Source organism: Pseudomonas putida (assembly GCF_028682175.1).
In the GTDB taxonomy this organism is placed as follows: domain Bacteria; phylum Pseudomonadota; class Gammaproteobacteria; order Pseudomonadales; family Pseudomonadaceae; genus Aquipseudomonas; species Aquipseudomonas putida_AD.
This window is the reverse complement of record NZ_JANHKS010000051.1, coordinates 1-13,423: the sequence shown is the minus strand read 5'-3', so window position 1 is coordinate 13,423 and position 13,423 is coordinate 1. Positions and strand designations below refer to the sequence as shown.

At 60.4% G+C, this 13,423-nt stretch carries 11 protein-coding genes; 5 read left to right on the top strand and 6 right to left on the bottom strand.

All coding sequences use genetic code 11. The features are described 5' to 3' along the window. The first annotated feature begins 78 nt into the window (after positions 1 to 78). Complete coding sequence (locus NPS29_RS24345) at positions 79 to 1,287, top strand: multidrug effflux MFS transporter (RefSeq protein WP_274135721.1); 1,209 nt, start codon at positions 79 to 81, stop codon at positions 1,285 to 1,287. Positions 1,288 to 1,961: 674 nt separating this feature from the next. Beyond that, positions 1,962 to 2,654: an ArsR/SmtB family transcription factor gene (locus NPS29_RS24340; protein ID WP_274135719.1), complete on the top strand. Its 693-nt coding sequence runs from the start codon at positions 1,962 to 1,964 to the stop codon at positions 2,652 to 2,654. Between the two features lie 88 nt (positions 2,655 to 2,742). On the opposite strand, the gene NPS29_RS24335 is transcribed toward NPS29_RS24340, so the two are convergent. Next, positions 2,743 to 3,696 (bottom strand): adenosine deaminase, encoded by a 954-nt coding sequence (locus NPS29_RS24335; RefSeq protein WP_274135717.1) that lies wholly within the window; start codon positions 3,694 to 3,696, stop codon positions 2,743 to 2,745. 180 nt (positions 3,697 to 3,876) lie between these two features. On the opposite strand from NPS29_RS24335, the gene NPS29_RS24330 reads away from it, so the two are divergent. Next, complete coding sequence (locus NPS29_RS24330; RefSeq protein ID WP_274135716.1) at positions 3,877 to 4,968, top strand: calcium:proton antiporter; 1,092 nt, start codon at positions 3,877 to 3,879, stop codon at positions 4,966 to 4,968. Between the two features lie 245 nt (positions 4,969 to 5,213). On the opposite strand, the gene NPS29_RS24325 is transcribed toward NPS29_RS24330, so the two are convergent. From NPS29_RS24325 to NPS29_RS24305, 5 genes are all read right to left on the bottom strand, one after another. Further along, a complete protein-coding gene (locus NPS29_RS24325) occupies positions 5,214 to 6,569 on the bottom strand; it encodes an 8-oxoguanine deaminase (protein ID WP_274135715.1) in 1,356 nt (451 codons plus the stop codon). A 158-nt stretch (positions 6,570 to 6,727) separates the two neighbouring features. Then, positions 6,728 to 7,414 (bottom strand): SDR family oxidoreductase, encoded by a 687-nt coding sequence (locus tag NPS29_RS24320; RefSeq protein ID WP_274135712.1) that lies wholly within the window; start codon positions 7,412 to 7,414, stop codon positions 6,728 to 6,730. A gap of 473 nt (positions 7,415 to 7,887) precedes the next feature. Beyond that, positions 7,888 to 8,481: an IMPACT family protein gene (locus tag NPS29_RS24315; protein ID WP_274135711.1), complete on the bottom strand. Its 594-nt coding sequence runs from the start codon at positions 8,479 to 8,481 to the stop codon at positions 7,888 to 7,890. Positions 8,482 to 8,517: 36 nt separating this feature from the next. Further along, complete coding sequence (locus NPS29_RS24310; protein ID WP_274135710.1) at positions 8,518 to 9,177, bottom strand: TetR/AcrR family transcriptional regulator; 660 nt, start codon at positions 9,175 to 9,177, stop codon at positions 8,518 to 8,520. 89 nt (positions 9,178 to 9,266) lie between these two features. Next, entirely contained in the window at positions 9,267 to 10,187 is a 921-nt protein-coding gene (locus tag NPS29_RS24305) for a LysR family transcriptional regulator (RefSeq protein ID WP_274135709.1), read from the bottom strand. A 139-nt stretch (positions 10,188 to 10,326) separates the two neighbouring features. Here NPS29_RS24305 and NPS29_RS24300 point away from each other — a divergent pair, with 139 nt between their 5' ends. Together NPS29_RS24300 and NPS29_RS24295 are read left to right on the top strand one after the other, a co-directional pair. After that, entirely contained in the window at positions 10,327 to 11,673 is a 1,347-nt protein-coding gene (locus NPS29_RS24300) for an aspartate aminotransferase family protein (protein ID WP_274135708.1), read from the top strand. A gap of 70 nt (positions 11,674 to 11,743) precedes the next feature. After that, the gene (locus NPS29_RS24295) at positions 11,744 to 13,237 is read left to right on the top strand and encodes a CoA-acylating methylmalonate-semialdehyde dehydrogenase (protein ID WP_274135707.1); all 1,494 of its coding nucleotides are present in this window, start codon (positions 11,744 to 11,746) and stop codon (positions 13,235 to 13,237) included. Positions 13,238 to 13,423 lie beyond the last annotated feature (186 nt).

Sequence of the window (13,423 nt, the reverse complement as noted above, 5' to 3'; positions counted from 1 at the left end):
ATAATTTTCCCTGCGACGGTCTGAGAAGATGGCGGGTTGTTAAACTGTCAGGCTGCGCGCAACTGCTTTGGAAGATCAATGAACCTTAGAACGATTCTGATTCTTGGCGCTCTCAGCGCATTTGGCCCATTGGCCATCGACTTTTATCTACCCGGCTTTCCGGCAATGGCACTGGCTTTTGGCACGGACGAAAAACACGTCCAGATGACCCTGGCCTCTTACTTCCTGGGCTTGAGCATCGGGCAACTGGCCTATGGGCCGATCGCTGACCGGTTTGGCCGCCGCATCCCGCTGCTGTTCGGCGTCGGACTGTTCACGCTGGCGTCCCTGGCCTGCGCGTTTGCACCCAACCTTGAGTGGCTGATCGTTGCACGTTTCGTCCAGGCCCTGGGTGGCTGTGCAGGGATGGTGCTGTCGCGGGCGATTGTCAGCGACAAGTGCTCGCCCGTCGAGTCGGCGAAAGTGTTTTCCCAGTTGATGCTGGTCATGGGCCTGGCCCCGATCCTGGCCCCGATGCTCGGCGGTTTGCTGGTCAATGTGTACGGCTGGCAGTCGATCTTCCTGAGCCTGACGTTCTTCAGTGCGCTCACGGCATGCGCCGTGGCTGCAGGCTTGCCTGAAAGCATGCCCGCAGGCCACCCCCGTCCACCGCTGTCCGGCGCGGCGGGCTCATATTGGGCGTTGCTGGGCGACCGGATCTTCCTGGGGCACGCCTTGACTGGCGGCATTGCGATTGCCGGTATGTTTTCCTATATCGCAGGCTCTCCCTTCGTGTTCATCAAGCTGTATGGCGTGCCTGCCGAGCATTACGGCTGGCTGTTCGGCACCAACGCGGCGGGCTTCATCCTCGTCGCGCAAGTCAACGCCCGGCTCGTGGGGCGCTTTGGCCCGGCGTGGCTGCTGTCCCGCGCGGTATGGATCTACCTGAGCGCCGCCGTGGTGCTGCTGGCGATTGCCTCGATGCACACCGAGAAGCTCTGGCCGTTGCTGATCCCGCTGTTCATCTATATCGCCAGCCTTGGCTGCATCATCCCCAACGCCTCGGCCTGTGCGATGGCCGGGCAAGGCAAGCGTGCAGGCAGCGCCTCGGCCTTGCTGGGCTGCCTGCAATTCAGCGTGGCGGCGGGGGCTGCGGCGCTGGTCGGGGTGTTGCACGATGGCACCGCCGTGCCCATGGCGACGGTTATCACCCTGTGTGGGGTGCTGGCCGTGACGCTCGCGATGATTACCCGACGCGCCCAGGGCAGGCGTGATGCGCAGGTTGCGCCCACTGACGTACGCATCTGACCCGCTCCGGCAACGTTCCCGCGTTGCCGGACTTCCTGCTTCTTTTATTGAAAAGCTGTGCTGACCGGTGCACTGTTATTGATTGTTAATGGCAGTGAACAAATGAGAGAAGTGCAGACTATTACTACTCTCCCGGCAGACCTTTCGTACAAGCACTTCGTTGGGGGGAAGGCGTGACAGTATATCTGGTTAAAAAATCCGCCTTCCTATGGAAAACCCTGGCTATTTTTCCTGCGGGATAATGGAGTTTTTGCTGTAGGAATTTGCCCTGCCTTCAATTGACGTCACTTCCCCGAAATGCCAGCAGAGGCCCGCTATTCCGGCCTTTTCGGCGCTAAAACATGGGCTGGAGAGGCTGTTGTCTAACGGGAGACTTTGCCTGATGTTTCGCACGGCGGCCCTACGGTGCTTCGGGTACAACAAATCCTGAGCAATCCGCCGCTGTCCTCCAGCCCTTATACTGTGTCTTTAGAGTGGATCCGATCCAATAACGGATGCTCGATACTGTCACGGTTACTTAACTAAATCTGTACTAGTGCGGCACTTGTTCTGCTCAAAGGTCCCATGAGGTGATGCAGATCAAGGCTGCCGTTCGCCCTATGCAACGATGATGGCCGCTGTAGAGGGCGAGTCGGCCATCGCAAAAGACCAATGATTCAACAGGGAGTGAATACATGGAACACGCACCATGCATCAGTCAGATTGCCGCGCTGCTGGCCGACCCCAAACGCAGTGCCATGATGTGGGCGTTAATGGACGGCGCGTCGCGGGCAGCTGACGAGATTGCATTGCTGGTGGGCTTGTCCACCTCATCGGTGGGCGCGCACCTGGCGCGGCTGGCATCGGGAGGCTTGCTGCGCCAGGAGTCGCGCGGCCGTAAGCGCTTCTTCAGGCTGGCGGCGCCTGAGGTCGGAGCGGCGGTGCAGGCACTGGCCAGCGCATCGATGGTCAGTGCCGAGATCATCAGCCGCAGCGTCGCCCAGCCCTTGCCGCCGTTGCCACTGCGCCGGGCTCTGGTGTGCGCCGATCATCTGGGCGGGGACCTGGCCACGGATCTGTATCAGCGGATGCTCGGGGCGGGCTGGATCGAGCAGTCGGAGCATCGTCTGGAAGTGACGAGTGTCGGAATATCGAGATTTGCCGAGCGGGGCATTTTCATCCCTGCGTTGGCCCACCGGCAGCGCGAGACTGTCTGCGAGTGCGCCGAATGCAGTGACCGCGGTCCGCACCTGGGCGGTGCGCTGGGGGCGGGATTGCTGCAGCTTTTCATGCAACTGGGGTGGTTGCGTGCCACGGAAGAGGCCACCACCTTGCAGGTGTCTTCCAATGGTCAGCGTGAGATCAACAAGATCGCGTCCGCTGCCTGAATGCAGACGCTGTAGCAGCACGGCTTGCCGGCGGGAGGCCTGGAGTGGCACCCGCTGGCAGGCCCTGCTGCCATGAATCACGCTCAGGTCACGGTTTGACCAGACGCGCATCCAGGCTGTTCTGGGCCAGGCGTTTGGCCTGATCCTGGGTCATGCCCAGATGAGTGTGCAGCGCGTGGAAGTTTTCGGTCACGTAGCCACCGAAGTAGGCCGGGTCGTCCGAGTTTACGGTGACTTTCACGCCACGCTCGAGCATGTCGAGGATGTTGTGCTGGCTCATGTGGTCAAACACGCAGAGCTTGGTGTTGGACAGCGGGCAGACCGTCAACGGGATCTGCTCATCGATGATGCGTTGCATCAGCCGTTCGTCTTCGATGGCGCGCACGCCGTGGTCGATCCGCTCGATCTTCAGCAGGTCCAGCGCTTCCCAGATGTACTCGGGCGGACCTTCCTCGCCGGCGTGGGCCACGGTCAGGAAGCCTTCTCCACGGGCGCGGTCGAACACGCGCTTGAACTTGCTGGGCGGATGGCCCATTTCCGAGCTGTCCAGGCCGACGGCGACGAAGGCATCGCGGAAGGGCAGTGCCATGTCCAGTGTCTTCTCGGCTTCTTCCTCACTCAGGTGCCGCAGGAAGCTCAGGATCAGGCCGCTGCCCACGCCGAGTTTTTCCTTGCCGTCCTTGAGCGCGCCAGTGATCCCGTTGAGCACCACTTCGAAGGGGATGCCCCGGTCGGTGTGGGTCTGAGGGTCGAAGAACGGTTCGGTGTGAATCACGTTCTGAGCCTTGCAGCGTTCAAGGTAGGCCCAGGTCAGGTCGTAGAAGTCCTGCTCGGTGCGCAGGACGTCCGCGCCCTGGTAATAAAGGTCGAGAAACTCCTGCAGGTTATTGAAGGCGTAGGCCTTGCGCAGGGTTTCGACGTCGTTCCACGGCAGTGCGATCTTGTTGCGCTCGGCCAGGGCGAACAGCAGTTCAGGTTCCAGCGAACCCTCAAGGTGCAGGTGCAGTTCAGCCTTGGGCAGGGCATTCAGCCAGTCGTACATGTTCTTTTCTCATCAGGTGCAATGGAGTGATTCTACAGATTCACGGGCGATGACTGGTTAAAAACCTGACCGGAAGGTTCAGCTGTCTTGAAACCTTTATTTACAAACTGCACTCTCACCGCTTGAGCAGGCAATACTCCACGGATGAGCGACCCGCGTCGCAGAGGCAATAAGGCAACGATGGGCACGATTCTCAAGCAAGAAAAATTTCTCCTGTTGGCGGTGATTGCGGCCTGTCTCGCCTACTTCTTCGAACACCAGTTGCTCGGCCATGGGCACACCGTTGCGTTGCTCGCGGGCGTCGCCCTGGTGGTGTTCATCGTCTGTGCCTCGATGCGCGTCGCCCATCATGCCGAGTTGCTTGCGGAGAAGTTCGGCGACCCCTACGGCACGATGATCCTGACGCTGTCGGCGGTGCTGGTCGAGGTGGTGATCCTGGCGATCATGATGAGCAACGAGCCGTCGCCGACGCTGGTGCGAGACACCATTTACTCGGCGGTGATGCTGGATATCAACGGCATCCTGGGGCTCGCGGCGCTGATGGGCGGGCTCAAGCACGGCGAGCAGTCCTACAACGATGACTCCGCGCGCTCTTACAGTGTGATGATCCTGACCGCCATGGCCGTATCGATGGTGGTGCCGGAGTTCATACCCGAGTCGAAATGGAAGGTGTATTCGGCCTTTACCATTGGCGCGATGGTGTTGTTGTACGGTCTGTTTCTGCGCATGCAGGTGGGGCCGCACAGTTATTTCTTCAGCTACAGCTACCCGGACAAGAAGCGGCGCAAGGATCAGCCCGAACAGGAGGGCGCGCCGGTGAATCTGACCTTGTCGATCGCCACGCTGGTGTTTGGGGTGGTGGTCATTGGCGCGCTGGCGGAGGTCATGTCCAAGACCATCGACCTGGGCCTTGAAGGCAGCGGCGCACCGCCGGTCATGACCGCGATTCTGGTGGCGGCGATTTCCGCTGCGCCGGAAATCCTCACGGCGCTGCGAGCGGCGCTGGCCAACCGCATGCAATCGGTGGTCAACGTTGCGCTGGGGGCATCGTTGTCCACGGTGATCCTGACTGTGCCGGTGATGGAGGCGATGGCGCTCTACACCGGTCAGCCGTTCCAGATGGCCATGACGCCGGTGCAGACCGTGATGGTGTTCGTCACCTTGCTGGTCAGTGCCATCAACCTCAACGACGGCGAAACCAACGCCATCGAAGGCATGACGCACTTCGTGCTGTTCGCGACCTTTGTGATGTTGTCATTGTTGGGGATGTAGTCGTCCGGCTTGCCAACGTCTGCGCTTTTAATATCGCTCCCGCGGGCAAGCCCGGCTGCTACGACCATTTGTGTCGCACCGTCCGTAGCAGTCCGGCTTGCCGGCGTCGGGGACCTTGAGAACGCAGACGCCGGCAAGCCGGACTGCTACGGACAGTGCAGCAACATAGATCGTTGTAGCAGCCGGGCTTGCCCGCGGGAGCGATCTTGAGATCACCGACGCCAGCAAGCCAAACCGCATCCGAGTTAGCCCCGAATCAACTCCGCTGCCGCCTGGCGGTGATCTGCAATCAGACCCTTGAGGTCCAGCCCCTCAACTTGCCCATCGATCACCCGCCATTTGCCGCCAATCATCACCCGGTCGGCGCGATCGGCACCGCACAACAGCAGCGCTGAAATCGGGTCATGGCTGCCGGAGAATCGCAGCTCATCGAGTTTGAACAGCGCAAGGTCGGCCTGCTTGCCGACCGCCAGTTGACCGATATCCTCGCGACCCAGCAGCTTCGCCGAACCGCGAGTTGCCCAGCCCAATGTCAGTTCCGGAGTGATCTTCTCGGCGCCATAGCGCAAGCGCTGCAGATAGAGCGCCTGTTTCGCCTCCAGAATCATGTTCGAGGCATCGTTGGAAGCCGAGCCATCCACGCCCAATCCGATGGCCGCCCCGGCGGCCGTCAGCTCCAGCGTCGGACAGATGCCCGAGGCCAAGCGCATGTTCGAGCTCGGGCAATGGCAAATCCCCGTACCTGCCTCGCCCAGACGTCCAATCTCCTGCTCATTGAAATGAATGCCGTGGGCCAGCCAGGTGCGAGGCCCGAGCCAGCCGACGCTGTCCAGGTAATCCACCGTGCGCAGGCCAAAGCGTTGCAGGCAGAAGTCTTCTTCATCCAGGGTTTCAGCCAGATGCGTGTGCAGACGCACATCGAGCCTCTCGGCCAGCGCGGCACTTTCAGACATGATTTCGGTGGTCACCGAAAACGGCGAACACGGCGCCAAGGCGATCTGGATCTGCGCGCCGTCGCCACGTTCGTGATAGCGGTCGATCAGGCGCAGGCTGTCTTCCAGAATCACCTGCCCCTGTTGCACGGTCTGCTGTGGTGGCAGGCCGCCATCCTTTTCACCCAGGCTCATCGAACCACGGGTCAGCATCGCGCGCATTCCCAGCTCCCGAACGCCCTGCACCTGCACGTCGATGGCGTTTTCCAGTCCATCCGGAAACAGGTAGTGGTGATCCGCTGCCGTGGTGCAGCCCGACAGTAACAATTCCGTGAGGGCGACCTTGCTGGCCAGCGCGAGTTTTTCCGGAGTCAGGCGTGCCCAGACCGGGTACAGCGTCTTGAGCCACGGGAATAACGGCTGATTGACCACCGGCGCCCAGGCGCGAGTCAGCGTCTGGTAGAAATGATGATGGGTGTTGATCAGACCCGGCAGTAACACATGCTCACGGGCATCGAATACCTGATCGCAAGGCTGGGCAGGTGTTTGCCCGGCGCTGAGCATTTCAACGATAACACCGTCCTCGACCACCAGCCCGCCTCGGGCATCGAGGTCGTTGGCAGTGAACACGGCAAGGGGATTTTTCAACCAGATACGGATAGCGGGCATGGGCCGGCTCCTCTGAAAGTGGGTTCAGGTCGCCAGCTCAGTTTTGCCCTGTCTGCTGATCCAGGGTCGCCGCGGCATCGAATGCGCCGCGAAGCGAGGGTCGGGAGTTTAGGGCGTGGGCGGGGTGTGGATCAAGTGCCCGCCCGAGCAGTGGGGTGTCACCAGGGAATCGTCTCACCCTTGTAATTGACGAAGTGATGCCCGCCTTTTCCGGCGAAGCGTTCCAGTTGTTCGACCATCCCGCGCGCGCTGGTTTGCACGTCGATATCGGCGCCTTCGCCGCCCATTGCGGTGCGGACCCAGCCGGGGTGCATCGAGAGGACGGTGGGTTTGTTGTCGCCCAGTTGCGTGATGAAGGTGTTGGTCATGGAGTTCAAAGCCGCCTTGCTGGCCTTGTACAGGGCCATTTCGGGCGCGTCGGGCATGGTGACGCTGCCGAGTACCGAACTCATGAAGGCAATGACGCCGGTGCCTGGGCGGATCTGATCGACGAAACGCTTGGCCAGGCGTACGGGGGCGACGGCATTGGTCAGGAACAGCTGGCCCAGTTCTTCTGCATTGGCGTCGGTGGGATTGCTGTGCAGCGGGCCCATGATGCCGGCGTTGACGAACAGCAGGTCATAGACCTGGCCCTTCAGGCTGTGGACAAGTGAATCCAGCGAGGCTGGCTGGTCCATTTCCAGTGGCTGGATGTGAACGCCGGAAACGGCTTTCAACTCGTCGGCCTTGTTCACATCCCGGACGGTGGCGGTCACCTCCCAGCCAAGCTCGTTCAGGCGTTGTACCAGCCCCAGGCCCAGGCCCCGTGAGGCGCCGATAATGAGTGCGGTTTTGTTTGAAGCCATGAGTGCATCTCCTTGCAACAGTGGATTTGGCAGTGCCAGGAAGTCGCTCTCAGCTTGCCACAAGAATGGGCGACGCGGCGGCGGGATCGGCGTTTGACCAGAGCCTGGCCGTCGGTTGAACAGAGTTCATGAAATTTGGATGAAAAATGACCAAATGTCAGCAGGCGAGATATCCCCGGCCCTGTGGACAAGCTTGCACCTGTTATCCACAGGTTGCTCCACAGTTAATGTGCGCAAGCGAAAGCCCGCGGTATAAGCACCTCTGCGGTAGTACCGAGTCGCGATAAGGCACTCTAACATCCTGTTTTGCGGTGAATTTGTCCGGTGGATAAGTAAATTGATCAAATAATGATCGAACTGCTGCAGGCCGTGTGCAGCAAGGGCTGTGGGCGAATGTGCTCAGCTTGTCCACAGGCGGATGCACAGTAGATGTGGGCAAAGTGCTGGCTTTGAACACACGCAGGTGGTGCAGGTTATGCACCGCCCGGGCGTTGCAGCACGATGCGCCCGCGACTGATGTCCGAAAGCTGTCGTTGAAAGGTTTCAATCTGCTCCGGGCCCAGCGCGACGACGAGATCGACACCCGTGGCGGTGAACGTCTCCTGCTCGACCAGCCCGTTGAGTTCGGCCAGGCGCAGCTTCACCAGAGCCAGTTCGCTGAAGGAACAGTCGAACTCCAGCGACACCCGGTCAATCAACGGCGAGCGCGGCGCCTGCTGTAGACACTTGTTCGCCCCTCCGCCATAGGCGCGAGCCAGGCCACCGGTACCTAGTTGAATGCCGCCATACCAGCGAATCACCAACACCACGACCTGATCGAAATCCTGCGCTTCGATGGCGGCCAGTATGGGCCTGCCAGCGGTACCGCCCGGTTCGCCGTCGTCAGTGCTGCGGTACTGGGCGCCGAGTTTCCATGCCCAGCAATTATGGGTGGCATTCAGGTCGCTGTTCTGCTCGATGAACGCCTGGGCCTCGGCCGGCGTGTTGATGGGCGCGGCCAGGGTGATGAAGCGGCTCTTGCGGATTTCTTCGCGAAACTCACAAGGGCCGACGAGAGTAGAGGGCATTGACGGTTCCAGCTATAAGCCAAGGTTCTTGAGCATTCAAAGGGGCGGCGTGAGGCCACAGCCCTTGAGGATGATGCGGATCAGATTGTTACCGGCTTCTTCCATGTCCTGTCGAGTCAGGCGTGTGCGCCCGGTGACCTGGCAGATCTGGGTGGCGAAGTCGGCGTAATGCTGGGTGCTGCCCCACAACAGGAAAATCAGGTGCACCGGGTCGACCGGGTCCATCTTGCCTGCGTCGATCCAGCCCTGGAACACCGCCGCACGGCTCTTGAACCACTCGCGATAGTCCTGGCTGAAGTACTCGTTCAGGCACTCGCCGCCGCTGATAATTTCCATGGCGAAGATCCGCGAAGCCTGTGGCTGGCGCCTGGAAAACTCCATCTTCGCGCGAATGTACTGGGTCAGCGCCTGGGCCGGATCGTCTTCGACGCTTAGGTTATTGAAGGTGCTGTCCCACAGCTCGATGATGTTGCTCAGTACCGCGACGTACAACCCCAGCTTGTTGGTGAAGTAGTAATGCAGGTTGGCCTTGGGCAATCCCGCGTTCTGCGCGATCGTGTTCATGCTGGTGCCTTTGAAACCGTGGCGGGCGAATTCGTCCTCGGCGGCTTTCATGATCGTTTCTTCGTTCTTTTGACGAATGCGGCTTGCCGGCTTGCTGGTGCTGACGCTGTGAGCAGGTACTTCAAGGGTCATGTGCGATTCCAGACGGATCATTGGCTGCGACGGGGTGAACTGATAACGCACCCGGCACGATCCCACAAGAGTCGGCTGCGCAAATAGGTTCAGCGCGTCGCAGCCAGACTCTCCAGAAAGCTTTCGAGCACCAGATGCGGGCGCCGGCCCTTACGGGTCACGGTCACCAGGCTCAGGTCGTAGAAACGCGACAGGGGTTTCAGCGCACGCAACCGCCCTTGCTGCACCCAGAAACTGGCGTAGTGATCCGGCAGATAGCCGATGTAGCGCCCGGTGAGAATCAGAAACGCCATCCCCTCGCGATCCGACGCACTGGCGGTGCACCGCAGGGCCTGATAATGGGCCTGAACGTCGGCGGGCAGACGAAACGTCGGCGCAATCGCTTCCTGTTCAGCCAGGCGAGTGTCGTCCAGTTGCCCATCGTCAACATAGAACAACGGATGGCCGACCGCGCAGTACAGCAACGAGCGTTCGCTGTAGAGCGGCTGGTATTCAAGGCCCGACAAGGCGTTGGCCTGGGGCACGACGCCCACGTGCAGGCTGCCATCGAGCACGCCCTGTTCCACTTCATTGGGCGCGACCATGCGGATATTGATGTGAACGTCCGGGCCTCGCTCTTTCAGGTGCGAAAGTGCGTGAGTGATGCGCATGTGGGGGAGGGTGACCAGGTTGTCGGTCAGGCCGATGTTCAGTTCACCGCGCAGGTGTCGGTGCAGGCCGTTCACCTCTGTACGAAAACTTTCCAGTGCACTCAACAACTGCAGCGATGACTGATAGACCTCGCGGCCTTCTTCTGTCAGAGAAAACCCCGCTCGACCCCGTTGGCACAAGCGCAGGCCCAGGCGTTGCTCCAGATCGCTCATCTGCTGGCTGATGGCCGACCGCCCGATGCCCAGCGCACTTTCCGCCGCAGAAAAGCCGCCTGATTCGACGACGCTTCGAAAAATGCGCAGCAGGCGAATGTCGAAGTCGCTGACCTGGGCCAGGGGATCGGGACGGCGTGTGCTCATTGTTTAGTAGTCCACCAACTAAAGATCATAAAAGCAGGATTTTAGCGACTTTATGCCCATGGCAACTTAGCTGCAACCGGCCCTGCTTCCCTGAAGGGAGAGGAAGACAGGCCACCCACGTCCTTGTGAGGTTATTACAATGAACATGCCCGAATCGTCCGATATGTCGCTGGCCAGCCAACTCAAGCTCGATGCGCACTGGATGCCCTACACCGCGAACCGCAATTTCCAGCGCGATCCGCGACTGATCGTGGCGGCAGAGGGCAGTTATCTGACAGACGACAAGGGGCGCAAAATCTACGATGGCCTTTCCGGTCTGTGGACCTGCGGCGCCGGGCACACCCGCAAGGAGATTCAGGAAGCCGTCGCCAAGCAACTGGGCACGCTGGATTACTCGCCGGCTTTCCAGTTCGGGCATCCGCTGTCTTTCCAACTGGCTGAAAAGATCACCGAACTGACGCCGGGCAACCTGAACCACGTGTTCTACACCGACTCCGGTTCCGAGTGCGCGGACACCGCGGTGAAGATGGTGCGCGCCTACTGGCGCCTGAAAGGCCAGGCGACCAAGACCAAGCTGATCGGCCGTGCCCGTGGCTATCACGGTGTGAACATTGCGGGCACAAGCCTGGGGGGCGTGAACGGTAACCGCAAGATGTTCGGCCAGTTGATGGATGTCGATCATCTGCCTCACACCCTGCTTGCCAGCAATGCCTATTCCCGCGGCATGCCGGAGCAGGGCGGCATCGCGCTGGCCGATGAAATGCTCAAGCTGATCGAGCTGCACGACGCCTCGAACATCGCGGCTGTCATTGTCGAGCCGATGGCAGGTTCTGCTGGCGTGATCGTTCCGCCGCAGGGTTACCTCAAGCGTCTGCGCGAAATCTGCGATCAACACAACATCCTGCTGATCTTCGACGAAGTGATCACCGGCTTCGGCCGCACTGGCTCCATGTTCGGTGCCGACAGCTTTGGCGTCACCCCTGACCTGATGTGTATCGCCAAGCAGGTCACCAACGGTGCAATCCCAATGGGCGCCGTGATTGCCAGCAGCGAGATCTACCAGACCTTCATGAATCAGCCGACGCCGGAATACGCGGTGGAATTCCCCCACGGCTACACCTACTCGGCGCACCCGGTGGCGTGCGCAGCAGGTCTGGCGGCGCTGGATATCCTCAAGCGCGAAAACCTGGTGCAGCAAGTGGCTGAAACTGCCCCGCATTTCGAGAATTCGCTGCACGGCCTCAAGGGCAGCAAGAACGTCATCGATATCCGCAACTACGGCCTGGCCGGCGCAATCCAGATCGCTGCCCGTGATGGCGATGCCATCGTGCGGCCGTTCGAGACTGCAATGAAGCTGTGGAAAGCCGGTTTCTATGTGCGCTTTGGCGGCGACACCCTGCAGTTCGGCCCAACGTTCAACAGCAAGCCGCAAGACCTGGACCGCATGTTCGATGCGGTGGGCGAAGCGCTCAACCAGATCGACTGATTCCACTCTCACTTATCAACAGGCGCAGCCCGGGTTGCGCCTGCGGGCACCACTTCCTCGGAGTTAACGCATGAGCACCATTGCACACCTGATTCATGGCGAGTTGGTCAGCGACGGCGGCCGTACCGCCGATGTTTTCAATCCGTCCACCGGTCAGGCGATTCACAAGGTTTCGCTGGCCAGCCGTGAAACCGTCCAGCAAGCCATCGACTCGGCCAAGGCTGCATTCCCGGCATGGCGCAACACACCACCTGCCAAGCGCGCCCAGGTGATGTTCCGCTTCAAGCAATTGCTGGAGCAGAACGAGGCACGCATCGCCCAGCTCATCAGCGAAGAACATGGCAAGACCCTGGAAGACGCTGCCGGTGAACTCAAGCGCGGTATCGAAAACGTCGAGTACGCCAGTGCCGCCCCTGAAATCCTCAAGGGCGAGTACAGCCGCAACGTGGGCCCGAACATCGATGCCTGGTCGGACTTCCAGCCGCTGGGCGTGGTGGCCGGTATCACACCGTTCAACTTCCCGGCGATGGTTCCGTTGTGGATGTATCCGCTGGCAATTGCTTGCGGCAACTGTTTCATCCTGAAACCATCGGAGCGTGATCCAAGCTCCACATTGCTGATCGCCCAGTTGCTGCACGAAGCCGGTTTGCCCAAAGGCGTGCTGAACGTGGTGCATGGCGACAAAGTTGCCGTGGATGCGCTGATCGAGGCGCCGGAAGTCAAGGCGCTGAGCTTCGTGGGTTCGACTCCTATCGCCGAGTACATCTATAAAGAAGCGACCGCCCGTGGCAAACGCGTACAGGCACTGGGTGGCGCGAAGAACCATGCGGTCCTGATGCCGGATGCGGATCTGGACAACGCTGTCAGCGCTCTGATGGGCGCCGCTTACGGTTCCTGTGGCGAGCGTTGCATGGCGATCTCGGTTGCCGTGTGTGTCGGCGACCAGGTGGCCGATGCACTGGTGGCCAAGCTGGTCCCGCAGATCAAGGCGCTGAAGATTGGCGCGGGCACTTCCTGCGGACTGGACATGGGGCCTCTGGTGACCGGTCAACATCGCGACAAGGTCAGCGGCTATATAGAAGACGGCGTCAGCAGCGGTGCCAGGCTGGTGGTCGATGGTCGTGGCCTGACCGTGGCCGGTCACGAAGATGGCTTCTTCCTGGGTGGCTGCCTGTTCGATCAGGTGACCCCAGAAATGCGCATCTATAAAGAAGAGATCTTCGGGCCGGTGCTGTGCATCGTTCGTGTGAACAGCCTTGAGCAGGCGATGCAGCTCATCAACGACCACGAATACGGCAACGGCACCTGCATCTTTACCCGTGACGGTGAAGCGGCGCGTCTGTTCTGCGATGAAATCGAAGTCGGGATGGTGGGCGTCAACGTACCGCTGCCGGTGCCGGTTGCGTACCACAGCTTCGGCGGCTGGAAGCGTTCGCTGTTTGGCGACCTGCATGCCTATGGCCCGGATGGCGTGCGGTTCTACACCCGTCGCAAGGCGATCACCCAGCGCTGGCCGCAACGTGCGAGCCACGAGGCGTCGCAGTTTGCCTTCCCAAGCTTGTAACGTTTGATCGAAAGGGGCGGGCCACAAGGCTCGCCCCTTTGCTTTTCAGGCCGTTTCTGACCGATATGACAATTTAATGTAATTAAGTGTTGACGCCCCCTCGAATCTCTCTATAATTCGCCCCACTTCCGGCGCAGTCGGAACGGAAAACTCCTTGAATATCAACGAGTTAGACGTTCAGGGTAG